The sequence below is a fragment of the Nonomuraea sp. NPDC049129 genome, assembly GCF_040648495.1.
GTDB lineage: Bacteria > Actinomycetota > Actinomycetes > Streptosporangiales > Streptosporangiaceae > Nonomuraea.
Genome location: NZ_JBEZDU010000006.1, coordinates 137,290 through 157,543, shown reverse-complemented (window position 1 = coordinate 157,543; position 20,254 = coordinate 137,290). Strand labels below are relative to the sequence as shown.

Genomic DNA, 20,254 nt, shown 5'->3' with positions numbered 1-20,254 from the left:
TCCGGGTTGGAGGCGGGAGGGTAGTCATCAACGGCGGTTCCTCCGGCGTCGGCGTCGGTTGTACTCCCCACGGTCGATCGACATGCCCTTCGTGTCGCTGAGGAGCGGGCAGAACGCCTTCCCGATGCTCGCCATCGCCGCGGTGAAGGCGGAAAGGTTCACTGAGAGGTTGACCGCGAGCGGCAGCGTCGGGACCGGCTCTTCTGGTGCCCACCTCATCGCGTCCGGGCTCACGGAGTAGTCCCGTACAGCAGCGTCGATAGCGGCCAGTACTCCGTCAGGGCTGGACATGCATCTTGTTCCTCTCCCGTGCTCTCCACCACCGCAGGCAGGTCCCGCACACGTCGCCGGCCTCCGGGTACAGCCTGCCCTGACCGCGCTGTAATGCCCGCCCGGAGCGCTTCAGCCCCGGGCAGGTGGCGTAGATGTGATCGTCGAGGTGGCCGACGTACCACTCGTCCACGCCGTCGTGGTGCTCGGCCAGGTCGGCGTCAGCGACGTTGAGCGCGGCCACAAGGAGCGAGTCAGCCACGCTCGGCGTCCCCCGTGTCGTTGAGAGCGGCACGGAGTTCGCGGAGGGTGTCCGTGACCGCGCCGAATCCGGCCGCGATGAGGGTATCCAAGCGTTCCCGCGTCAGAGCGACGACGGCTTCGGCGTTCTCGGCGCGTTCCCGCCACGCTTGGAGGTCTTCAGCGGAGCCGATGACCAGGTGCCCGCCTCGCTCGACAGCGGCCACGTCCTTCGCGGCCCTGAACAGGCACACCTCGCACGGGTGCCCGTCCACCACTCTGGAGCAGCCCTGTAGGGCGAGGATCGCCACGGCGCGCGCGGCGGCGGTCACCGGCCTTCTCCGATCTGGCGGGCGATACGGGCAGCGTCCCGTCCTGCATGCTGGCCTGCGAGAGCCCACTCCACGGGATTGACGGCGAGGAGGGCGGCGGCGATCTCCTCGGCCACCCGTCGCCGTACCCGAGCCTCGATGTAGGGCTGGGACTCCCCCACATGCCCGCCGAGAGGTCCATCCCAGGAGGGGCAGCAGGCCCGTACATGCTCCAGGCCGGGGTGGTCGGAGTGGCAGACGCACGGGCAGGCTTGTACGGCTTCTTCAGGGATGGCGTCGTCCTTTGAGGGAGCTGACACCGTGTCGGCTCCCTCAAAGGGAGTCTCAAACGCGGGCTCCGGGATGTCAGGCATCGGGCTCTCCGTTCGCGATCTCCAGCAAGACCCGCGCGTGACACCAGTCGCTTTCAGGCCACTCGGGAAGAGGGCACCAGCACGCAAGATCGCGCCCCGCTAGTACGGCGCGAATCTCCTCTATGGACGGGTACTCGATGTCTCGCCACCGTAGGAGGTCGGCCTCGAACTGCTTCGTTGCCTCCACCCTGGCGGTGAAGAGCAGGTTGAACGCTGGGCCGTCCAGATAGCGCGGGCTGCCGGTGACGTGCCACATCGGGTTGCGTTCGTCGTCGAACTTCCTCCGCGTGATGCGGATGTGGTTACCGAAGCGGGTTGGGCGGCCCACATACACGGCGCCCTCCGGCATGGTCCAGCCCTTCGTGCGTCTCCTCTGGATGCGCTGCGGCTTAGGGGTCTCACCCATGGTGGGGCTCCTTCAGCTCGGCTTCCCATCCCTGCACGAACGGGTCATCGGCCGGCGTCCCTGCCGCGTACGACTCGGCGAGGACCATGGCGGTGATGGCCTGGTTGCGGTTGTAGCGTCCCTGCCGGCCGGTGACTGTCCAGGAGCCGTCCGGCTGGAGTTCGGCGACAGTGTCGGATTCGTCGCTCCACATGCGGCCGAGAAGATCGTCGATCGTGGTCGTCACGGGTCAGCTCTCCTTGGGAGCGTCGGAGACCGGCTCGCACACGGTCAGCGTGGAGTAGGCGCGGCCGTGTCTGTGGGTGACGACCCAGCCGGACGCCTCCAGACTGCCGATCAGCGCCTCCCCAGCGGGCGTAGAGCGCGGGTCGTCGTAGCAGTCGCAGAGGATCACACGCACCAACTGGCGGCCGTCATCGAGCCGGACGGTCGGCAGCACCCGATCGACGAACGGCCCGGTCTTGGTTTCGTGGATCGCGTCCTGTACGGCGGTCATGGTGAGGCGGCGCTTGGCCATCCCAAGTCTCCTTGTCGTCGATGGTCTTGGGTCTGGTGCTCCCTCCTGCGTCTGAGGCTGCCCGTCCAAGCCGGGAGGAGAGAGCTGAGCGGGATCAGGCGGGGTAGGCAGCGATGATCGCGGCCCGTTCGGCGTCGTACTGCTCCAGGGTGGTCACCCGCTGCCGATACCGTTCGCAGGCCTCGGCCAACTCACGCCGACCGGTGTCGGAGACGCGGACGCTGAAGCTCGGCGGGTCCAGCAGGCAGTAGTCGCAGCCCTGCACGCGCTCATCGAGTCGCCAGTGGTCGTGTTCGTGGGTTCGCTCGGCTCTGCGCTCCATGGCGAGTTCGTCGCGATCGGCGTAGCCGCCGCCTTCACACGTCTCCAGGTGGCCCTCAGCCAGGCGACAGCTGACGCAGACTAGGACGCTCATCGTTCGGGTTCTCCGTTCAGGGGGTTGGGATGGCCGGACAGGAGGAGCCGGGCCAAAGGGGATCAGGCGAGGCCGAACCGCTGCATCTGCCTCACGACAGCCTCAGCGAGGGCCACCCCTTCGAGCCTGTCGACGAGGAACTCCAGATCGTTTGCGAACCTCTCGCGATCAGCAGGCGCGAGGTCGGTGAGCTTTTCGGGAGTGAGGGTTGTCCGCACGGTGGGCTCCTTGCTCGTCGCGGGTTTGGGTGTGGCCCCAGAGGGGTTCCGGGGCCGGGGAAGGTCAGGCGTCCAGGCCGAGCACTTCGGCGCGCTCAGCGGCGGCGCGGCGGCTCGACTTCAGCGAGGTACTCGCGCTCCGAACGCTCGTCACGCCACCGAGCTTCGTCAACGGTGCGGGCGAAGTACTCGGCGTCGTCCTGCGCTGCCTGGATCTCGCCAGGGTCGGTGGTCTCGTCGTATCCGTGGTTGCCCATGAGACTCATCTCGCTCCTCCTTGGTCGTTGCGGGGTTGAACGCTGCCCCGGTCTCCCGGGGCAGCGGGAAGAGTGTGCGCTGATCACCAGTTCTCGACCGCGACCGCGAAGCCGGGCGCAGGGAACTCCTTGTGGAGCGCCGTGACGACGTCCTCCACCTCCGGCGCGGAAGCAGCCCGCACGAAGTGGGCGATGTCGATACGGCGACCGGTCTCGTCGGTCTGGAAGACGGTGATCGCGTACATGGCGGCCCTTTCGTTTCGCGGCGGGCGACTGAGGGTTGGTCCGGCACCGGGGCCGGAGAAGGTCAAGTGATGCGGCGGAGCCACTCGGTCTGGACGCCGGCGAGTTGCTTGGCGCACTCCGGCGTCACGTCGGTGCGGTCGTCGTTCCAGCAGCCGGGCTCGCGGGTCCAGTCGTTGAGCCAGCCCCGGTTGGTGAAGGACACGAACTCGGCGGCGAGCGCCTCCTGGCGGGTCATGGCCCGCACCTCGCCGCGGTTGTGGTCCCAGGCGAGAACGTCGCCGTCTGGCTTGGCGAGAGCGTGGATGTGGTCAGGCGTGATGACCAGCGTGGCGGCGTCGAACGGTGTCATGCGCCGGCGCCCGTCAGCGCGGACTGGGCGTGGGCCGTCTCGTCGACCAGCAGGTCCGCCGCCCACCCGGCCTGCAGCAGCTGGTCAGCGGTCTTCATCGCCGCCTCGTGCACGTCCTGCGTCCACTCGGGGGTGTCGCAGCCGTCCGCGAAGTCGACGACGAGGTTGGAGACGCCGGTCAGTGACTCGACCGTGCTCTTCAGGGAGCCGGTGACGGCGGCGTAGTTCTGATCCCAGTCGTCGGGCGGGTCGATGAGGGCGAGGCGGAGCTGGTCAGCCAGGGCGGCCATCTGGGCTGCGATCTCGGTCGGGGTCATCGCGGGCTCCTCGGTCGAAGGGGGGGCTTGCTCTGGCGTCCGTCCCGGGACTTGCACCTGGGCGTCTGCTATCGGACTGGGTGGGCCCGGGATCTCTCCCGGGCCGGAGGGGAAGGTCAGGCGTCGTCGGCGGGCGGGTTCAGCTCGGCGTCGATCGCGAACTCCAGCAACCCGGCCGAGTTCTGGATCTGGTCGGCTGCGCGCTTGGTCACGTGCGGGTAGTGCGCGGGAGCGGCGGCTACGAAGTCGGCGATGTGTGTGGTGGCCCGACTCAGCGCGATCAGGACGTCGACCAGGCCGTCCACGGGCAGGGAACGGAGCTCTTCGGACAGGTCAGCGATCTGCATCGCGATCGTGGTGGCGGTCTTCGTCTCGGTGGCCATGAGCGTCATCACTTCTCCCCATTGCTTTCGGTGTACGTACACCATAGCCTTGGGTGTACGTACACCGCAATAGCGAAATGTACGTACACCAAGCAGGAGGTTGAGTTGATGTCTGTACGTACAACTGGCACTGTTGATCACGTGCCGAACAAGCCCAAGACCCAGCACCGCGCCGTCCGCGTCCCAGATGCGGACTGGAACGACTTGGGCACTACAACCGCCCACATGGACAGCGATCGGGCAAAGGCGCTCAACCAGTTCATCGCCTGGTACCTGAGGCGGCCCGGCGCGAAGCTTCCCGAGCGGCCCGCGAAAGAGTTCACCGACACGCTGACGGGCGAGGATCCCCGCAAGACGCCTCCCTCCGGGGAGTAGCCCTTCACCGGGACTCCCCCAACGTCCCGGCGAACGGTCCTCGCGCACACTCCGACCACCGATCGCCGCGATCGCAACGGCGAGGCGTCTGCTTGTCCGTGTCATGCCTGACCGTCGTGCCGCTGCGGTCCTCACGCACTTCGACCCAGCGCAGGCCCGTATCGACCACCACGCCGGGAGGGCTGGCGCTATAGCTGGCGCAGGCGGCCGCGAGCAGGACAACGGCCAGGGCGGCGAAGAACCGGAGGGCGGGCTTCACCGCTCTCCCGCCCCGTCGAGGTAGTCGATACGCCACGTCGGATGGCAGGTGAGGATCCGCTTCGGGTTGTCGTCCAGGCGGACCCGCAGGCCCGCGCCATGGAAGGCGACGATGGTGCCGGGCTGCCCCCGGAACTTGATCCGGCCGCCGCGCTTGGCGGGCACCTGGTAGTAGCGGCGGACGTAGTCAGCGCTGCCCTTGGTCATCAGCCGGCGACCTTCGCCAGGAGGCGGCAGCCGACCACCGTGCCGTCGGCGTTGCGGACCTCGGAGTAGGGGACGAGCAGGTCATCGCGGTGCGGCTGGCCGAGCGCCAGCGCCAGCGACACCACGTAGTGGACGCCGTCCTGCTTCGGCGGCAGGTTGTGGGCGTGGCCGTACTCGACGCCCTCGATCGGGACGCCTTCGATGTACTCCCACGTTCCGAGGTCGATCGTGGCGAGACGGGCGACAGTGCCGGACCGTGGGATCAGGTAGAGCAGCCCGCAAGCCAGGTCGTCGATCCGGTCTGGGGTGTCCGGATGGTAGATCCGGATCGCATGCGGGGTTAGGTTGACGATCTTCCGCTCGGCGCTCATCGGGTTGCCGCCTCTCCGGACCGCTGAGCCGGGAAGTCGCGCCGCTTGATCTTCGCCATGCGGCCATCGGAGTGGTGCCAGACGATGCCCTCGTACGGCCGGGCGCTGAGCCAGACTGCGAGCACGTCGTAGTCGCGCGGGGCTGCCTTGACGTCCTCCCGAATGGAGAGCGGCGCCCACCCGTGCTCCATGAGGACGTGCGCCTCGAACCCGTCGGGGTTGCCGTTGACCTTCGGGCCGAGTAGCTCGTACGTTCCCGGCCGGAACCGTTCGCCACGGTCCAGAACCTCGGCGTGCCACTTCGCGAACGACGACTGCTCGACCGGCTCCCAGCCGATGGTCTTGCCTGTCTCGTCGTCGGTCTCGATGGGACGGAACCACTTCGGCGGCAGCTTGCCTGGCTTGACTTCGCGCCGCGCCCACCATTCGCCCTGGTCGTCGAGCATGACGCATGTGCCGTCCCATTTCACGGTCGGCTGGCCCTCGCCGGCGAAGACCCAGGCGCACTCGGGGTTCGGTTCGCGGGTGACGTGCTTCGGGTGGCCGTCCCAGTCCCGCTGGAACAGCGTGGGGATCTTGCGCATTCGTTCGATTCCTCTCTCGAATCTCGCTCTGATCGATGTTTTCTTGATCGTCTTTCCGTACTGGTGATCTATCTACGGAGCCGCAGAATCCACGGAGCCCCGCGATCCGGGGGGTGAGTCCTAGCGAGAGACCTGAGGCGGCTCTACGAACGCGAGAGGCGGCTTCTGGGGCGCGCCAGAGGCATGCCCGCCCGAAGCGACCGTCGCAGATTCGGAGGAAGACGCCTTCAGGGCTTCCAGATCGAACTCGCCACCGCGAACCCCTGCGACGAACGCAGCAACCTCCGCCCGGCCGAACGACAGCACCACGTCCGGCTCGTCCCGCAGCCACATCAGCCAGCCGGCGTCCACATCCGCCACCCACAGCACGCCTCTGTAGGTGAGCACCTGGCCCGTCTTCACGGCAGCCAGGAACGACCACCAGCTGGAGACCGGAACCCGAAGCACGGGCGAGGCCACACCGAGCTTGGAGTCCCGCACCAAGATGCAGCCGTCGTCGACGAGCACCTCCACGCACGACGAGGCGCCGTTGCAGTCGCTGGCGTTACGCCACTCGCTCGGGATCATCGTCGGTCTCCTTCGCCGATCGGGTTGAACCTGAGGTTCGCCGCCTCCCACGGTCCGTGGACCGAGGTCAGCGCTGCCAGGTCGTCCAGCACGCACGCCTCCACCGCGACGTCGGCGTCTCCGAACGGCCACACCCCGTCCGCCTCGTCGACCACCCGCTCGGCCACCGTCGGCGGGTCGCCCACGACCGTGGCCGCATCCCAGAAGTCGACCGAGCGGAACGGCCACGGGTACGGGCGGAACGGCCACGTCATGGAGAGCCCTCACGGGACGCCACACCAGCGGCGGCCCTCTCCTGCGGAAATTCGTCCCAGGTGCGCCCATCCAGAACCCGGCCAGCGCGGTGCTTGCCGTACCGGGCCATCAGCACGGAGCCAGCCGGGGCGAGGACGCCCATGCGGGTGGAGTGGGTCCGCCCGTCGGGGCTGACGAGGGCCAGCGGGCCGTGGCTGCCTGCGCTGGTGGTCTCCCCGTCGCCGTAGGTCGCCCAGGCGCCGTGCTGCTTGTAGTGGAAGGCGACGCCGGCCGCGACCGACCGGTCACGGAGAGACCTCGCCCAGTCCGGGTACATCGGCCGCGCGCCAGGGCCGGACTCCCCACCGACGATGACCCAGGAAATGCCGGCCAAGTCCAGCGACGGCAGCGGGCCGAGAAGCGGCTCCAGGGACAGGAACCGCACCGCTGCGGGCACCTGGCGCAGGTCGTCAGCGCGGCCTGTGTGCTCGTCGGACTCGATCGACGTGCCCATCCACAGGTTGCGCGGCCACGAAAGCTTGTCCGCGACCTTCGGCAGGCGCGATGCCCGCTTGGTGAGCACCTGGTAGGTGTGCTGCGGGGTGGCTTCGATCACCTCGAAGACGCGGCGGACGAAGTCGAGCGGCACCTTGGCGTGGAACAGGTCGCTCATCGAGTTAACGAACACCTTTTGCGGCGTACGCCAGGTGAACGGGTCATTCAGCGATCCCTCGTGCACGGCGAGGCCGAAGCCGGGACCTGAGGTTCGCGGGTCACCGTCGGTCTGGTACTTCGCCTGCCCCATGGCCTTCAACCGCCGGGCCATCGTGAGGGCATAGCAGTTGTCACAACCGCTGGAGATCTGGTCGCAGCCGGTCGTGGGGTTCCAGGTAACATCCGTCCATTCGATCTTGGTATCAGCCATGAAGGCTCTCCTCGTTCGATCTTGAAAAACAGGAAGGTCGCGTCACTCGACGCCGTTCGCAGCCCACGCGGCGATCTGCTCGCCCGTCGGCTCGATCCAGAACCGCGTCCCGTGGGGGCAGATGTGCGGGTCTGTGGTGTACGGGCCAGCCACGAGCGGCTTCACCGTCCGGACGGTGATCTCCACGCCCATCGATGCCATTTCGTCCTTCAGGACTCCAGCGCAACCGCTGTGGTCGTGCTTGGCCTTGGCCATTGAGGCTCTCTCCTACGGGATCGGTTCGTGCGGGACGTTGCTCGGGTCGGCTTCGCTGACGAAGTCGGGGTCGGCGACCATGAGGATCAGCGCCCATCGCCGCATCCCGATCAGCCGGTACCAGTGCGAGCGGTTCTGATTGCGGCGGGCGGTGTTGGCCAGTTCCCAGCCCTGCCGTTTACGCAGGCTGATCTTGAGCACGGGTCGCCTCCATGTCTGTCCGGTTAACAGCTGATGCGGTCCCGTCCACAGGCATTCGCACAGGTTGTGGACGGTTCGCGCCCGATGGGGCAGGGGTGCCGAGCCACCGCAGGACAGCGACCGCAATGTCCACGCGGAAACACTCACCGGCTTCGATACGGCCCAGCGTCGACCGCGAGTAGCCGATCTGCTCTGCCGCCGACCGAAGGCTCAGCTCGCGGTCCTCACGCGCCTCCCGCAGCAGCGTCGGGAGGTCGACCAGGAGGCCGGCCACGGCGGCGTACGGGGCAGGGCGGGCGGAGGGTCGAGGGCCTTGTGTCACTGCGCCTCCTCGATCGGGTCGGACGGCCCAGGGTTGGCTGGCAGTTCGTCGAGGCGAGCCAGCGAATGCAGCAACAGAGCCCGGCACAGGGCTCGCTCGCGCGCCGGCAGGTCGAGCGGGTCCCAGACGTCCCGGTCGATCTCGCAGCGGGTCCCATTCGAGGTGATGAACAGCAGGGCAGGCTGCGAAGGCGGAGCCGCGTTGGGCTCAGCGTCCTTGAAGTCGGCATGCAGCGAGCCGTCGCGAAGGATTGCGGTGATGCGGGCCGGATGCCAGCGCAGGACGCGAGCGATAGCGCTGAGGCTCGCCGCTTTGACGGGCTTGTCGTTCTCGACGGCGTTCCACGTGTTGACGTGGATGCCCGCCTTGCCAGCGGCCTGCTTCTGGGTCATGAAACCGAGTTCGAGGCGGCGGCTTCTGACCGCTGCGGCGAGCGCCTGCCAGGCGTTCGGGTCGGTGGCCGGCGTCGCCTCGCTTACCGGCGCGCCGTCGCCGCGAAGAAGTGCCCAAGGGGCGGACTCTTCCCATCGCAGGCACGCGGCGACGTCCACAAGCGACGTCATCGAGACTGGCTTCCCCATCTCCAATCGTTGCCAGGTGTTCTTCGAGACGCCGGACCGCTCCGCCGCGGCGCGCTGCGTCGGGATTCCGATCTCGCGGCGCCGCTCGCGGACAGCGCGCCCTACCGCCACCCAGTCGCCGTCCGGGGCGGTCACCCGGACTCCCCATGTTCGAAACGGGCAGAACGAGCAGCGGTCACGGCGTCCACAAGGCCCTGCCCGAACGACTTGACCAGCCCGCGCGCGTCATGCGTGAACTCCAAGACACCCGTGTTCTCGTTGAGCGCCACCGTCTGGAACCAGTACTGGTCGGCGACGGTCAGCATCGGCCCGTAGTCGTGGAAGAAGGCGGCCATGAATCCGTCGCTGGGCAGGCCCGGCGCGAACAGGTGAAACAGCCGATGACCGGGGGCGCCCACGAGGAGGAGCACTCGACGCCCCGACTCGCGAGCCAGAGCACGGCAGAGGTCGACGTGCTCCCCTTCGTGCTCGTCGGTGCCCGCTCCCTTGATCTCGGCGAAGATGCGCTCGCCGCTCGGCAGGGCCACCTCGAAGTCCGGCAGGTATGGCTTACCGTCCACCAGATACCCCTGAGGCTCGTACTCCCACTGCAGCCCGAGCGCATCGAAGAAGACTGCCCACCTTGCCTCGGTGCGCGACCTGAAGCGATAGCCGCGGTACCAGGTCTCGATCGGCTTGATGCTCACTCGATCTCCTCGACGATCGCGCCTTCCGCGACCTGCGGTCGGAGGGTGACCGGGTTGAGCGGAACGCCGAGCGGCAGTCCGTCTTCGGCGCACGCCTTCTCGACCTTGCGCTGGTAGTCCTCGCAGTTGTGCAGGGCATCCGCGAGGTCGCCGTATCCGTCGTCGATGATGATGGCGACGGCCCAGTTGCCGTGCTTGTTGCGGACCGGGATGAACTGGAGCCAGTCTTCGCGCCACTTGAAGAAGTCGGCCGCTGCGCTCATCGGGAAGTCCTTTCGGGGAGAGGTCCAGTTGGTGCCGCACTCGCAGACGCGGCGGGAGGGTGGGTCGTCGGGGTGCCGGCCGCTGCAGGCCGGGCACGAGTTCATGGGGTGGCTCTCAGTTGACGGCGCGCAGGTTCGGGCGGCCGTCGGTGGCGGGGGTTGATGATTCGTCGTCTTTCGCCATGTCGATCAGGCGGCTGTAGTGGAGTTGCGCGGCAACGGTGATGGTCGCGAGAGGTCCGCTGCGGTTCTTGGCGACGATGAGTTCAGCCTCGCCCGCGCGGGGTGTCTCGGACTCGTAGGCGTCCTCGCGATGCACCATGATCACGATGTCGGCGTCGGACTCGATGGACCCGCTGTCGCGCAACTCGGCGATCTGGGGGCGCTTGTCCTGCCGCTTCTGAGACTCCCGGTTGAGTTGGGACAGCAGCACGATCGTCAGCCCGAACTCGCCCGCCATGGCCTTCAGTTGCTGGGTGACCATGCCGAGTTCCATGTCACGACGCTGGTGCTTGGGCGCGTTCATGATCTGCAGGTAGTCGACGACGGCCAGCTTCGCTGGGTCGTCTCGGGACAGCCAGCGGAGTTGGGCGCGGATGTGCTCGAGCGTGCAACCGGGCGCGTTGTCGATCGTCAGCGGTGATCCGGAGATGCGGGCGCCGGCCTCTGCGGCGGCAGCCAGCTGCTGCCGGGTGACGTTGCGGGTCTGGATGGCACGGAGCGGTACGCGCGCTTCGGCGGCGGTGATGCGCTGCAGGACCTCCTCCTCGCTCATCTCGAGCGTGAAGATGATGCTCCGCTCGCCGTCCTGGATCGCCGCCTTGCGGGCGAAGTCCGTGGACAGGACGCTCTTGCCCAGGCCGGGCCTGCCTGCCACCACGACGAGTTGCCCCTTACGGAACCCTCCGCCCAGCAGGTGGGCGAGGTCCTCGAACGGCGGCTCCACCACGTCGAGCTTCGGCGGCGGATTCTCCAACTCGTCCAACAGCTTGATCATGGCGGCGGACACGTCACGCGGACGCTCGCCGACCCGTCGCGCGGTGGCCGCGTCGACCATCTGCCGGACCCGGTCGGTGTCGGCGTCCGGCTCCCATGAGGCGTGCTCTGTCATCTGCACGCCGCGGCGCAGGGCCTCCTGGAGCCTGCGCCGGTCGGCGTCGGCGGCGACCAACCGCGCGAAGTGGCCGATCGACCCGTCGACGGCGGCGTGCTCGAGCAGCGTGTGCAGGTACGGGCCGCCCCCCACCCGCTCGAGGTCGCCCCTCTGCTGCAGTTCGATGAGAACCGCAGTCGGCTCGATCGGCCTGCCCTGCTCACGCAACGACAGAGCAGCGGCGAACACCAGGCCGGCGATGCCGTAGAAGTCCGCGGGGTCGACCAGTTCTGCCGCGTCGTCCAGCGCCGTCCGGGACTGGATGGCCGCCCCGGCAATCGCCATCTCGGCGGCGACGACCTTCTCGGTGGCTTCCCAGCCGCTCGTCTCGAAGTCGGTCGCGGTCATCGGCTCCCCCTCAGGTCGTCGCCTTCGAGCACCACGACGGTCGCGCGGTGGGCGAGGCGGGAGGTGATCCGCTCGCCGAGCTTGTCGTCGAGGTCGTCGAGGTTCGACGTGACGATCGTGGGGCGCCCCTGGGACCACCTGCTGTCGATCACGGGGAGCAGCAGTTCTCGGGTCCACTCGTTGATCCGAGAGCTTCCGAGGTCATCCAAAGCCAGCACGTCTGCGATGCGCATGTCGGCGAGCCGCTCACGGTCCGCGGGCGGGCCGACGATCTCCTGCCAGTCGGCCTGCGCCAGCATGAGGACCTGGCCGTCGTATCCGACTTTCAGCGCCCGCTCCATGACTTCCCAGCTCGACCAGGTCTTGGCGACGCCGGTCGGACCGAACAGGATCAGGTTGCCAGCGGTCCTGTCGAACAGGCGTGAACCCCATTCGGCGATGTCGTCATTCAGGTCGCCCTTGTGGCGGAGCTGGTCTGGCCGCTTGGCCTGGAAGTCGGCGATGCGCTTACGCCGACGTTCCTCGTGCCACTCGGACAGGCCATTGCCATCGCTCATGATCGCTTCCTTCCGAAGTTCTTCGCGTTCTCGTAGCCGCCGACACGAGGCGGCAGGGGCGTGGGGCGTTGGTGAGTTGTTCCGGTAGCGGCGGTCGGCGCGTCTCCTCGAGCGCCCCTCGACTTGAGCTCCAACTGGCCGTACTGGGTGCGGAACGTCGGCATCGAGTTGATGTTCTTGTGCCAGAAGCCGTCTCGCTGGCTCCAATCGAGGACCGCGAGCGCCTCTTGGAGGTCGGCGCCGTCCTTGTCGAGCAGAAGCCGCGCTTCGGTTCGCCAGGCCTCGGTCACGGCGTCTGGACGGTTGCGGTAGTCCTTCTTCACCAGCCACGACAGGAGGCGGTTGCAGAGTTGCTCGACGTCGTCGCGGATCCCGGACGAGAGAGGTTCTTTCTTGTTCTTCTTCTTTGAAGAAGAACTCTCTCTTGTCCGGGATTTCCCATCGGCCAAATTGGCCACTGGACCTGACCTGCCAGTTTCCCCGTTTTGGGGGTCCCCCCACAGCGCCCCTTGCCCATCGGCCAAATTGGCCGGTGGCTGTTCCTGCTGGTCAGATCCAGTGGCCAGATTGGCCGATGGCTCGTCTTCCTCAGAAACCTGTTTCCCAACGGCCAATATGGCCGTTGGCTCTGAGCTGGAAGTGTCCGGTTTATCCAACGGCCAATTTGGCCACTGGGCCGTCTGTCCAGTGGCCAAATTGGCCGTTGGGTCCGAGCTGGTGGAATGCCCCCCTTCCCGGCGTCCTTGCTGGTCGCGTCCACTGGCCAATATGGCCGTTGGGCTCGACCTGGGGTTTAGCCGAAACACGGACGGCAACCTCTGCCCCTTCTCATCCAGGCGCTTCAGCCGTTCGATGAAGCCGCCGTCCTCCAAGTGCTCGAGGTAGCGACGCATCGAGCGGGCCGGAACCATCGCGTCCACTGCCACCTCCTCCTGACTGGCCGTGCACTCCCACGTCTCATCCACCCGGCGCGCGAGGCACAGCAGCGCCATTCGCGCACCGGGGTTGTTGGCGATCGACTGAACCCACGCCCAGTCGATCGCCGCTTGGTTCAGGCCCGCGGCTTGGCCTCCCGCGGGTTGTTCGTCGTCGTTCACGTAGAGGGGCTCTCTCTCGGGGTGCTACTCGGGGATTGGGCCTATGAGAGAGATGCCGGTCTTCGAGATGTGGCCACTTCAGTCCCCCTGATCACTCAGATGTTCGAGTAGTTGGTCAAAGCGGAAGGGTGATCGTGAGCCCGATCGGTCCGAACTGGTCGACGAGCCTCGACCAGTCACGGCCGCGGGTGCGGCTGCGTTTCGTACGCCACTCTCCGCGGGCGTGAATCCAGAGACCCCCATGCGAGTCCCGAACGACAGCGGACGGCGGCGGCTCGGCGGGCGGCTCATCCGACATGCCGAGTTCGGCGAGGCGTCGGCGATACCAGGGGTTGGCTAGGTATCGATCCGAGCCCGCAGGCGCCACAACGTTCCATCCGGGACGCTCGGCGTTCAGGCTGTTGCAGCGGTGGCAGAGCAGGCCGCGGACCGCCCACAGGCCGAGCTTGTTCTCGTGATCGATGAACAACTTGCCGCTCGTGTTGCCTTGTGGCGGGACGCCGCAGATCTCGCACCGTTGGCCAGTGGCCACCAGCATTTGCTCGTAGTCGCGGCAGTTGAGCCCGTAGAAGCGGTGGTGGCAGTTGATATGACCCGGCATGGTGCGGACCACGCCAACCGCTGTATCGATTTTGCGCATGCCGAATAGCCCCCCGGCCCGTCGCGAACAAAGCCTCATCTGCCAGGGAACTTGCTCCTGGCGTGGATATACACGAAGATAGCGCCTGTGGATATACACGGCAACCTCGCGACGATCACACCTGCATATACACGGGTTACGCTTGACCTCGTGAAGGACACCCACACCAAGCACCGGCCAATCAGGGTCGAGGACGAGCTGTGGACTGCCTTCGGCGCGCTCGTCGGCGAGCGCAAGCGATCCCAGGTGATCCGGGACTTCATCCGCTGGTACATAGGCGAGCGCGGCGCACGACTTCCCCGCCCGCCCAAGGACACTGAGCCGGCCGACTCCTGACCGCGCCTCAACGCCCCCGAAGATCACGACGCCTCCTCAAGCTGCTCGGCGTCGTCCTCGATAGGCACCAACGCCAGACGCAGACCCAGGCCGCGGGCGACTTCCTCAACCAGCAGAAGTTGACGGCCGCCCGGGTCGCTCTCGAAATGGCTCACGGCTCGGGCTGACTTGTAGATGCGGCGGGCCAGGGCGGACTGGGACAGGCCGGCTTCGATCCGGCGGGATGCCAGCGCCTCGATGAGCGGATGCTTCACGACGCCACCCCGATCCACTGCTCGGCGCGGATGGCCAGCAACTTGTCGGCGTTGACGGCCCGCATCTTTTTCGTCGGTGGGACACCCTGGGGCGGCCTGCCGCGCAGCAGCGTGGAGACGGTGCTGCGGTTCAGGTCCGCCAGCGCGGCGATCTGCGGAATCCGTAGACCGGCCTCGTGAAGCTTGCGGACGTGACGGCGTACAGGTTCGGCATCCACGTCGGGCCGGTAGCGTCCGTACGCCTTGTCCCGGCGCCGCTGCCGGGCCGCCGCGGCGTGCGCGGCCCTGCACAGGTCGCAATGGCAGGGGCCGTGCCGGTAGCGCCTGGGTGTGCCGTGCGGCGCTGGTTCCGCCATCACGCCACCTCCTCGCGCGCGTCACGGCGACCCTGCCGCTCCCCCGCGTGCTGGCAGCCCTTGCAGGCGGACGTGAGCCCGTCCGTGGCCCGGTTGTCGGCGTAGAACAGCTCGGCGGACAGCACCTCCTGGCAGCGGCAGCACCGCTTCTCGGACACGGTGACTCGCGGGCCGGGGCGGGCGACAGTGGAAAGCGTGCCGGTCCGCAATAGGCGCCGGCGAACGGATACGCGTTCATCCTCATTCAGGCCGCCGTACAGCCCATATTTCTCTGGCCTGGCCAGTGCGTAATCGAGACAAGCCGCTCGGGCCGGACACTGGGCGCAGATGGCCTTCGCCTTCCGCTCCCGGATGTCCTTCTGTGGCGGCCGTTCGCCGTCGGGGCCGAAGAAGAGGACCAGGTCCTCCCCGCGGCAGGCTGCGTCGTCCTGCCAAGCCCAAGAGGGGCGCGGTCGGGCGAGCTGTCGACGAAAGGTCATGGGTGCGTCTCCGTTCGAGGGTTTCCGGTTTCGTCCGAGGGGGTCCGGTCTTGTCCGGCGAGGTTCAGCGCCATCCGCCAAGCGGCGAGTTCGAGAGCTAGCGCGGCGCGGGCAGCAGGCACGGCGGACTCGTCGCGGGCTGCCGCTTCGAGGTGCGGGATGTGGCGGGCTATCCGCTCAAGGTCAGCGGCGAGGTCAAGAGGCATCGGGCACCTCCGCGCGCTCGCGCTTGTCCTGGGCCCGCTGCACGCTGCGGTCGTGCTCGCACGTCTTGCACACGCGGCTGGTGTGCCGCTTGCCGCGCATGATCCGATTGCGGGTGTAGGTGTTCTCGGGCGTCCACTCGTGGCCGTTGCTGCAGTGCGTGGCCAGCTCGGCGTTACGGGAGCCGACGCGCCGGTCTGTGCGGTGTCGGGACAGGTGGGGTGTCTCACCCTCATGCCAGAGGCTGAGCACGCTCTTGCGGGCCGTTTGGATGCGGAACTTGAATGCGGTGTAGCTGATGTCGAGCATCTCCGCGGCCTTGTCGTAGTCGTCCGTGGTCGCCAGGGCGACGACGGCGCTTCGGTAGGTGTCGGTCAGTGGGGCGAGGACCTGCCAGACCGCGATCGACTCCACGACGCGATGCTCGTGCGACGGGGCGACCTGCCGGTCTCGCCAGTACTGCGCGAACCGCGGCCTGGGCGCGTTCTCGCTGCCGGACCACGCTTCGTCGGGCCGTCCGCGCTCCCGGTATGCGGTGCGCGCCTCCCGGTAGATGGCCTGCCACCCGATGCGGATCAGCTCTTGCCGCGCAGGAGGCTCCTCGCTCATGCACAAGTGCTCGGCGATGGCCGACCACGCGATGTCCTTGCGGTCCTCAATGTTCGACGCCATGGACCTGTCGGCGATCACTGCGGCACGGGTCATCTGGTCAAGGTCGTGAAGCGTGTAGCCATGCCTCACCTCGGCGAGCCTCCACTGCATGTCGTAGTCGACGCTCATGACGAGGCCCCCGCTGGCGCCGGCGAGAGACGAGCCGGAGCAGCCTCGAACGACTTGCACCCGCACGGGACGGCCTTCGCGCCGGTCGAGATGGAGCAGGCGCCGCGCGTGCCGTTGCCTCGGATCGCATGAAGGACCTCGACGTGCGTACAGGCACAAGGGGCAGAGAGGGAGCGCTGGCAGCAGGGGCGGAGGTCGACGGACATCAAGCCACCGCCGAGAACAGGGGAAGCTGGTAGTTGTCGGTCGGGTAGATGGAGGCCAGGTATCCGCGGACCGCGGGCTCCCAGTCGAGTTCGAGCGCGGCGCCGAGCACGGCCGCGGCCACGATCGGAGAGACCACGTCGGCGGCCTGGAGGAAGCACTTCGATCGCGATCCTGACCACGGGTGGCCGCGGTCGAATCCGACCAGCAGGCCGGCGTCAGCCGGGGTCAGCCGTAATCCGTCGCTGACCCGATACCAGGTGCGGGCCTTCTCGGTGAGGCACCAGGCGGGCTTGTCCGCGGAGAACAAGTTGCCGCCGGTCGCTTTGCGGTTGCCGCGGGTGTTGACCATTTCGCCGTCGGGCCAGCCGAGCGCGGCGGCCATGCTGGTCGACGGGAAGGTTTCGTACGACGGCACCGGCTCGTCCACGGGCGGCGGCCCGAACTTGCCGGTGTGCCACAGCGACCGCATCGGCAGGCCGACCAGGTCGGGGGCGTAGTCGCGGGTGGCGATCAGGAACGTGCGGGTGCGGCGACTCGCTGCGCCGAGGTCCTCGGCCGCGACTGAGACCACGCCGAGGAAGCACCAGCCCGCGGTCATGGCCAACTCGGCGCCGATCTCCTGCCAGATCGGGGCTACGCCGGGCACCTGCTCGGCGAGCACCACTCGCACGTCGGGCATGAGGAACGCGAACCGCAGCGTCTCGACGACGAGAGCTGACCGCGTATCGCGCAGCTCGGCCAGCGCCTCGCGGTAGGCGCCTTCGGACACCATGCCCGCGAAATAGTCGCCCAGCAGCGTCAGCGCCCCGCTGATGGCGGGGAAGTCCTTCATGCCCTTGCCGAGGCCGGAACGGCTGAACGGCGGGCACGGCGGAGTAATCAGAGCGGCGGTGGTGCCGGCGAAGTCGTCAGGGTCGAGGTCAGTCACGCTGGCCTGAGTGCGGAGGAACCCCGCGGCGGTAGCTGTGGCGCAGGCGTCGGCGTCGATGTCGTAGCCGTGGATCAGCTCGGACAGGTCTAGGATCTCGGCGCCTTTGTCCATGCCGCCTGGCCCAGCGAAGAGGTTGATCACGTGCTGGCCCTTCACGGCCGCTCCCCCTTCTCGAATGCCTCCAGGTCGTCGAGGAGGCGGCGGTGCTGCTCGGGCGAGAGGGCGGGAAGGTCGCATGGCGGTAAGGCGGTCTTAAGGGTCTGCTGGTCGCGCCTGAATGCTCGCCATGCCAGCGCGACGACGGCAACGGCGGCGAGTAGGGCGAGGGCGCCGATACCGGTGAGGATGTCGCGGATCAGGTCAGCCACCGGACACCTCCCGGCGGAGCTCGTTCAGCGCGTCCAGGTGGGATGCCGCGCGCTCGTCCGCGATGCGGAGGGACTCGTCCCGTCTGGCGATCACCCGTCGCTGGTCTTCGATCGTGGTCGCGTGGACGTACAGCTCGGCGGCGAGGCGCGCTGCTTCACGTTCGGCCCGCTCCAGTTCGGCCGTGTACCGGGAGCGGGCGAGGTCGAAGCCGGCCAGCCCGCCGAACGTCGCACCGACGAACATGCAGGACGCGCCGAGCAGGAACGCTCCCAGCCCGAAGTAGGCCAAGACCGCGACGCCGAGCACGCTGGACCCTGCAGCAGCGACGACCAGCCTGTACGGCTGGACGCGCGCCGCGAGGTCTCTCAGGGTGCGGCGGACCGCCTCCGCGAGCATGAGGGCCATCACTCGCCCACCCCCTTTTGCGGGGTGGTGGTCAGGGTGCGGAGCAGGTCGGCGATGAAGGCCCTCACGCGGGTGTGGCCACAGGTCGGGTCCAGCCGGGCCGCCAGGTCGAGAGCGGCGTTGATGCTGTTCTCCGCGCCGACGTGGAGGCGGCGCAGCAGCTCGTTCTCGGCCTTGAGGCGGTCCACCTCGGCCTCGGCTGTCTCCGCCCGCTCACGCCATTTGTAGGACCAGGCGGGCGGCAGGTAGCCGCCGCCGGTCACCTGGCGAACAGCGGCCACGACCTCGGTGGCGCGCTTCAGGTCCTCGGCGAGACGAGCCGCCTCGCAGCGCAGTTCCCACGCCCTGTCGCGCAGGCGGATCGGATCCGTGTCCACCAGTTCGTCGAGATCGTCGTAGGAGGGCAGTGCGAGAGGCTCAGGCATGGTCGGCCACCTCTCCGCTCCGAAGGTCTGCGGCGTTGGGCTCCAGGTAGCGGACCCGCTTGCCGAGCTTCTCTGCGTACTCGATCTCCGAGCGGGTGCTCTCGCCGATGTAGCCGCCCGAATTGATCACGAGCACTTCGTGGCAGAGCTCGATCTTCCGCAGGTGCAGGTCATCGAGCCGGGCCTTGTCGTCGTCGGTGAACTCGTCGCCAGAGTGCCCGAACACGCCAGGCGCCAGAACGATCGCGCCAGAGCGGGTCAGTTCCCGGTTAGCCCAGGTGAACTCGCCCCGGAACCTCGTCGAACCGCACAAGCAGACGATCGTGGGGGCGGGTCCGCCGAAGTCCACGACGAGGTCGTGGTGCTTGTGGCAGTCGTCGCTGAAGTGGCCGAAGCTCATGAGGCACCGCCGCTCTGCTCTGCCTGAGCGGCCTCGTGGGCGTCTGCCATCTCGGCCAGCTGGGCGGAAAGCTCGCGCGCATCGGACGGGTCCAGCTCCCACTCATCCATACCTCGCAGGTACAGACGGATCCCGTCGGGGGTGAGGGCGAGCAGATCGCCGCCGTCATCCCACGAGATGCCGAGCTCAGCGGGACGCTCCAGCACGATTGGCACTGTCTCGCCGGGGACGACGACTGCCCGGAAGTGGCGGACCACCTCAGAGTCGCCCGGCCCGTCCCACCTGGTGACATCCAGGCTCAGGACGTTGCGCTCGGCTGTCACGGTCAGCGCAGCCTCAAGGCAGTCCATCCACCCGCCGACGCCTTCACAGACGGCGGCGGCGACCTTCTCGGGGGTGATCTCGCTCATGCGACACCACCGGACGCGTCCTCGTCCTCGTCGAAGAACTCGTCCTCGTCGTCGCGCTCATGGAAGCCGAGCAGCCCGGCGAGGATCTCGTCGCCGTCGTCCCCCAGGTCGATCACGACCCGGCGCCCGGAACCGCCGATCTCCAGTTCGACGCGGCCGGTGGCGTTCTCGCGGGAGGACTTGTATGTCTCGGCTGTGAGCCGGAATGGCTCCTCGCGGACGGTGGTGTCCCCGGTAACGGCGGAGGTGACCATCTCCGTCTCGGTGGCCGGGCGGACTACGATCTGCCGCTCGCCGTACTCGTCGGCTGCTGTCTGCGTCAGGAACACCTCGGCGACCTCCTCGGCCCCGATCGGGCCCGTCAGGAGGTCCTGGCCGGGGTACGGGGCGGGCTTGCCGTCCACGAGCACCCGCCACTTGCCGTGGCCGGTCGAACGCGGCTGCAGGATCAGCCCTGCGTCCATGAGGCAGTCCTCCAGGTCGCCCGCGTCTTCGGGCTCATGGCCGGACTCGCTGCCGAGGAGCTCCTGCCAGGCCTCGATGGCGCGGGCCACAGCCTCACGGCGGAGCTGGTACGGGGTCTTCTCAGGGGTTTCGGTGCTCACGAAACACGCTCCAGAGGGTTGGTGTCGTAGTCAGGGGAGGCCACCGGCGCGATGGCCAGAGGGGTACGGAGCCGGCCAGTGAAGTCCAGAGCGGCGGGCACCGGGACAAGCTGCGCCAGCGACGACCAGCCAGACAGAGATCCGCGAGAGGGCCGGGATCCGTGAC

General features: G+C 67.9%; 43 protein-coding genes and 1 pseudogene. 2 read left to right on the top strand and 42 right to left on the bottom strand.

Annotated features, from left to right (window positions below; translation table 11 throughout):
• Positions 1-27 precede the first annotated feature (27 nt).
• From AB0B64_RS20035 to AB0B64_RS19970, 14 genes are all read right to left on the bottom strand, one after another.
• Positions 28-291 carry a hypothetical protein gene (locus tag AB0B64_RS20035; RefSeq protein WP_358178911.1) on the bottom strand — a complete coding sequence of 88 codons (264 nt, stop codon included), beginning with the start codon at positions 289-291 and terminating at the stop codon, positions 28-30.
• Positions 278-532: a hypothetical protein gene (locus AB0B64_RS20030; protein WP_358178909.1), complete on the bottom strand. Its 255-nt coding sequence runs from the start codon at positions 530-532 to the stop codon at positions 278-280. The genes AB0B64_RS20035 and AB0B64_RS20030 overlap by 14 nt, the downstream gene beginning before the upstream one ends.
• Positions 525-842, bottom strand: a complete 318-nt coding sequence (locus AB0B64_RS20025) for a hypothetical protein (protein WP_358178908.1) — start codon at positions 840-842, stop codon at positions 525-527. Before AB0B64_RS20025 ends, AB0B64_RS20030 begins: the two co-directional genes overlap by 8 nt.
• Positions 839-1,141, bottom strand: coding sequence for a hypothetical protein (locus tag AB0B64_RS20020; protein WP_358178906.1), 303 nt, complete (start codon positions 1,139-1,141; stop codon positions 839-841). Before AB0B64_RS20020 ends, AB0B64_RS20025 begins: the two co-directional genes overlap by 4 nt.
• Positions 1,142-1,187: 46 nt before the next feature.
• The gene (locus AB0B64_RS20015) at positions 1,188-1,601 is read right to left on the bottom strand and encodes a DUF4326 domain-containing protein (protein WP_357961933.1); all 414 of its coding nucleotides are present in this window, start codon (positions 1,599-1,601) and stop codon (positions 1,188-1,190) included.
• Positions 1,594-1,827 (bottom strand): hypothetical protein, encoded by a 234-nt coding sequence (locus AB0B64_RS20010; RefSeq protein WP_358178904.1) that lies wholly within the window; start codon positions 1,825-1,827, stop codon positions 1,594-1,596. Before AB0B64_RS20010 ends, AB0B64_RS20015 begins: the two co-directional genes overlap by 8 nt.
• A 3-nt stretch (positions 1,828-1,830) precedes the next feature.
• Complete coding sequence (locus AB0B64_RS20005; protein WP_357961929.1) at positions 1,831-2,118, bottom strand: hypothetical protein; 288 nt, start codon at positions 2,116-2,118, stop codon at positions 1,831-1,833.
• Positions 2,119-2,212: 94 nt separating this feature from the next.
• A complete protein-coding gene (locus tag AB0B64_RS20000) occupies positions 2,213-2,533 on the bottom strand; it encodes a hypothetical protein (RefSeq protein ID WP_358178902.1) in 321 nt (106 codons plus the stop codon).
• Positions 2,534-2,595: 62 nt separating this feature from the next.
• A complete protein-coding gene (locus AB0B64_RS19995) occupies positions 2,596-2,751 on the bottom strand; it encodes a hypothetical protein (RefSeq protein WP_357961920.1) in 156 nt (51 codons plus the stop codon).
• Positions 2,752-2,846: 95 nt separating this feature from the next.
• A complete protein-coding gene (locus tag AB0B64_RS19990) occupies positions 2,847-3,017 on the bottom strand; it encodes a hypothetical protein (RefSeq protein WP_358178900.1) in 171 nt (56 codons plus the stop codon).
• 74 nt (positions 3,018-3,091) lie between these two features.
• Entirely contained in the window at positions 3,092-3,253 is a 162-nt protein-coding gene (locus tag AB0B64_RS19985) for a hypothetical protein (RefSeq protein ID WP_358178898.1), read from the bottom strand.
• 62 nt (positions 3,254-3,315) lie between these two features.
• The gene (locus tag AB0B64_RS19980; RefSeq protein ID WP_358178896.1) at positions 3,316-3,603 is read right to left on the bottom strand and encodes a hypothetical protein; all 288 of its coding nucleotides are present in this window, start codon (positions 3,601-3,603) and stop codon (positions 3,316-3,318) included.
• Entirely contained in the window at positions 3,600-3,920 is a 321-nt protein-coding gene (locus tag AB0B64_RS19975; protein ID WP_358178894.1) for a hypothetical protein, read from the bottom strand. The genes AB0B64_RS19980 and AB0B64_RS19975 overlap by 4 nt, the downstream gene beginning before the upstream one ends.
• Before the next feature lie 116 nt (positions 3,921-4,036).
• Positions 4,037-4,312, bottom strand: a complete 276-nt coding sequence (locus AB0B64_RS19970; RefSeq protein WP_358178892.1) for a hypothetical protein — start codon at positions 4,310-4,312, stop codon at positions 4,037-4,039.
• Between the two features lie 216 nt (positions 4,313-4,528).
• Between AB0B64_RS19970 and AB0B64_RS19965 the strand changes: the two genes are divergently transcribed.
• The gene (locus AB0B64_RS19965; RefSeq protein WP_358178890.1) at positions 4,529-4,678 is read left to right on the top strand and encodes a hypothetical protein; all 150 of its coding nucleotides are present in this window, start codon (positions 4,529-4,531) and stop codon (positions 4,676-4,678) included.
• Positions 4,679-4,933: 255 nt separating this feature from the next.
• Here the strand turns inward: AB0B64_RS19965 and AB0B64_RS19960 are convergent, their stop codons facing one another.
• From AB0B64_RS19960 to AB0B64_RS19885, 16 genes are all read right to left on the bottom strand, one after another.
• Positions 4,934-5,143 (bottom strand): hypothetical protein, encoded by a 210-nt coding sequence (locus AB0B64_RS19960; RefSeq protein WP_358178888.1) that lies wholly within the window; start codon positions 5,141-5,143, stop codon positions 4,934-4,936.
• Entirely contained in the window at positions 5,143-5,514 is a 372-nt protein-coding gene (locus tag AB0B64_RS19955) for a hypothetical protein (protein WP_358178886.1), read from the bottom strand. Before AB0B64_RS19955 ends, AB0B64_RS19960 begins: the two co-directional genes overlap by 1 nt.
• A complete protein-coding gene (locus AB0B64_RS19950; RefSeq protein ID WP_358178884.1) occupies positions 5,511-6,098 on the bottom strand; it encodes a DUF5565 family protein in 588 nt (195 codons plus the stop codon). The genes AB0B64_RS19955 and AB0B64_RS19950 overlap by 4 nt, the downstream gene beginning before the upstream one ends.
• Positions 6,099-6,218: 120 nt before the next feature.
• Complete coding sequence (locus tag AB0B64_RS19945) at positions 6,219-6,665, bottom strand: DUF397 domain-containing protein (RefSeq protein ID WP_358178883.1); 447 nt, start codon at positions 6,663-6,665, stop codon at positions 6,219-6,221.
• Complete coding sequence (locus AB0B64_RS19940; RefSeq protein WP_358178881.1) at positions 6,662-6,919, bottom strand: hypothetical protein; 258 nt, start codon at positions 6,917-6,919, stop codon at positions 6,662-6,664. The genes AB0B64_RS19945 and AB0B64_RS19940 overlap by 4 nt, the downstream gene beginning before the upstream one ends.
• The gene (locus AB0B64_RS19935) at positions 6,916-7,824 is read right to left on the bottom strand and encodes a phage Gp37/Gp68 family protein (protein WP_358178879.1); all 909 of its coding nucleotides are present in this window, start codon (positions 7,822-7,824) and stop codon (positions 6,916-6,918) included. Before AB0B64_RS19935 ends, AB0B64_RS19940 begins: the two co-directional genes overlap by 4 nt.
• Positions 7,825-7,866: 42 nt before the next feature.
• A complete protein-coding gene (locus tag AB0B64_RS19930; RefSeq protein WP_358178877.1) occupies positions 7,867-8,079 on the bottom strand; it encodes a hypothetical protein in 213 nt (70 codons plus the stop codon).
• Between the two features lie 12 nt (positions 8,080-8,091).
• On the bottom strand, positions 8,092-8,280 hold the full coding sequence (locus AB0B64_RS19925; RefSeq protein WP_358178875.1) for a hypothetical protein: 189 nt from the start codon (positions 8,278-8,280) through the stop codon (positions 8,092-8,094).
• A complete protein-coding gene (locus AB0B64_RS19920) occupies positions 8,258-8,554 on the bottom strand; it encodes a helix-turn-helix transcriptional regulator (protein ID WP_358178873.1) in 297 nt (98 codons plus the stop codon). The genes AB0B64_RS19925 and AB0B64_RS19920 overlap by 23 nt, the downstream gene beginning before the upstream one ends.
• Positions 8,555-8,598: 44 nt before the next feature.
• On the bottom strand, positions 8,599-9,318 hold the full coding sequence (locus tag AB0B64_RS19915; RefSeq protein ID WP_358178871.1) for a helix-turn-helix transcriptional regulator: 720 nt from the start codon (positions 9,316-9,318) through the stop codon (positions 8,599-8,601).
• Positions 9,315-9,869: a hypothetical protein gene (locus tag AB0B64_RS19910; protein ID WP_358178869.1), complete on the bottom strand. Its 555-nt coding sequence runs from the start codon at positions 9,867-9,869 to the stop codon at positions 9,315-9,317. Before AB0B64_RS19910 ends, AB0B64_RS19915 begins: the two co-directional genes overlap by 4 nt.
• A complete protein-coding gene (locus AB0B64_RS19905) occupies positions 9,866-10,132 on the bottom strand; it encodes a hypothetical protein (protein ID WP_358178867.1) in 267 nt (88 codons plus the stop codon). The genes AB0B64_RS19910 and AB0B64_RS19905 overlap by 4 nt, the downstream gene beginning before the upstream one ends.
• 115 nt (positions 10,133-10,247) lie before the next feature.
• Complete coding sequence (locus AB0B64_RS19900; protein ID WP_358178865.1) at positions 10,248-11,633, bottom strand: DnaB-like helicase C-terminal domain-containing protein; 1,386 nt, start codon at positions 11,631-11,633, stop codon at positions 10,248-10,250.
• Positions 11,630-12,190, bottom strand: a complete 561-nt coding sequence (locus tag AB0B64_RS19895; protein ID WP_358178863.1) for an ATP-binding protein — start codon at positions 12,188-12,190, stop codon at positions 11,630-11,632. Before AB0B64_RS19895 ends, AB0B64_RS19900 begins: the two co-directional genes overlap by 4 nt.
• Positions 12,187-13,287, bottom strand: coding sequence for a hypothetical protein (locus AB0B64_RS19890; protein ID WP_358178861.1), 1,101 nt, complete (start codon positions 13,285-13,287; stop codon positions 12,187-12,189). Before AB0B64_RS19890 ends, AB0B64_RS19895 begins: the two co-directional genes overlap by 4 nt.
• A 115-nt stretch (positions 13,288-13,402) precedes the next feature.
• Positions 13,403-13,927 carry an endonuclease domain-containing protein gene (locus AB0B64_RS19885; protein ID WP_358178859.1) on the bottom strand — a complete coding sequence of 175 codons (525 nt, stop codon included), beginning with the start codon at positions 13,925-13,927 and terminating at the stop codon, positions 13,403-13,405.
• A gap of 150 nt (positions 13,928-14,077) precedes the next feature.
• On the opposite strand from AB0B64_RS19885, the gene AB0B64_RS19880 reads away from it, so the two are divergent.
• On the top strand, positions 14,078-14,263 hold the full coding sequence (locus AB0B64_RS19880) for a hypothetical protein (RefSeq protein ID WP_358178857.1): 186 nt from the start codon (positions 14,078-14,080) through the stop codon (positions 14,261-14,263).
• A 23-nt stretch (positions 14,264-14,286) separates the two neighbouring features.
• Here the strand turns inward: AB0B64_RS19880 and AB0B64_RS19875 are convergent, their stop codons facing one another.
• The 12 genes and pseudogenes from AB0B64_RS19875 to AB0B64_RS19820 all read right to left on the bottom strand — a co-directional run bounded on the left by AB0B64_RS19875 (position 14,287) and on the right by AB0B64_RS19820 (position 20,088).
• Positions 14,287-14,517, bottom strand: coding sequence for a helix-turn-helix transcriptional regulator (locus AB0B64_RS19875; protein ID WP_358178855.1), 231 nt, complete (start codon positions 14,515-14,517; stop codon positions 14,287-14,289).
• Positions 14,514-14,873 carry a hypothetical protein gene (locus tag AB0B64_RS19870; RefSeq protein ID WP_358178853.1) on the bottom strand — a complete coding sequence of 120 codons (360 nt, stop codon included), beginning with the start codon at positions 14,871-14,873 and terminating at the stop codon, positions 14,514-14,516. The genes AB0B64_RS19875 and AB0B64_RS19870 overlap by 4 nt, the downstream gene beginning before the upstream one ends.
• On the bottom strand, positions 14,873-15,031 hold the full coding sequence (locus tag AB0B64_RS19865; protein ID WP_358179453.1) for a hypothetical protein: 159 nt from the start codon (positions 15,029-15,031) through the stop codon (positions 14,873-14,875). The genes AB0B64_RS19870 and AB0B64_RS19865 overlap by 1 nt, the downstream gene beginning before the upstream one ends.
• Positions 15,032-15,076: 45 nt before the next feature.
• Positions 15,077-15,352: pseudogene (locus AB0B64_RS19860) on the bottom strand (WhiB family transcriptional regulator); the annotation flags it as partial.
• Positions 15,353-15,547: 195 nt separating this feature from the next.
• A complete protein-coding gene (locus AB0B64_RS19855; protein ID WP_358178851.1) occupies positions 15,548-16,336 on the bottom strand; it encodes a hypothetical protein in 789 nt (262 codons plus the stop codon).
• Positions 16,337-16,541: 205 nt separating this feature from the next.
• Complete coding sequence (locus AB0B64_RS19850; RefSeq protein ID WP_358178849.1) at positions 16,542-17,630, bottom strand: DNA cytosine methyltransferase; 1,089 nt, start codon at positions 17,628-17,630, stop codon at positions 16,542-16,544.
• Positions 17,627-17,842, bottom strand: coding sequence for a hypothetical protein (locus AB0B64_RS19845; protein WP_358178847.1), 216 nt, complete (start codon positions 17,840-17,842; stop codon positions 17,627-17,629). Before AB0B64_RS19845 ends, AB0B64_RS19850 begins: the two co-directional genes overlap by 4 nt.
• Entirely contained in the window at positions 17,835-18,248 is a 414-nt protein-coding gene (locus AB0B64_RS19840) for a hypothetical protein (RefSeq protein ID WP_358178845.1), read from the bottom strand. Before AB0B64_RS19840 ends, AB0B64_RS19845 begins: the two co-directional genes overlap by 8 nt.
• Positions 18,248-18,673: a hypothetical protein gene (locus tag AB0B64_RS19835; RefSeq protein WP_358178843.1), complete on the bottom strand. Its 426-nt coding sequence runs from the start codon at positions 18,671-18,673 to the stop codon at positions 18,248-18,250. The genes AB0B64_RS19840 and AB0B64_RS19835 overlap by 1 nt, the downstream gene beginning before the upstream one ends.
• Positions 18,666-19,073, bottom strand: a complete 408-nt coding sequence (locus AB0B64_RS19830) for a hypothetical protein (protein ID WP_358178841.1) — start codon at positions 19,071-19,073, stop codon at positions 18,666-18,668. Before AB0B64_RS19830 ends, AB0B64_RS19835 begins: the two co-directional genes overlap by 8 nt.
• On the bottom strand, positions 19,070-19,483 hold the full coding sequence (locus AB0B64_RS19825; RefSeq protein ID WP_358178839.1) for a hypothetical protein: 414 nt from the start codon (positions 19,481-19,483) through the stop codon (positions 19,070-19,072). Before AB0B64_RS19825 ends, AB0B64_RS19830 begins: the two co-directional genes overlap by 4 nt.
• Positions 19,480-20,088 (bottom strand): hypothetical protein, encoded by a 609-nt coding sequence (locus tag AB0B64_RS19820; protein WP_358178837.1) that lies wholly within the window; start codon positions 20,086-20,088, stop codon positions 19,480-19,482. The genes AB0B64_RS19825 and AB0B64_RS19820 overlap by 4 nt, the downstream gene beginning before the upstream one ends.
• Positions 20,089-20,254 lie beyond the last annotated feature (166 nt).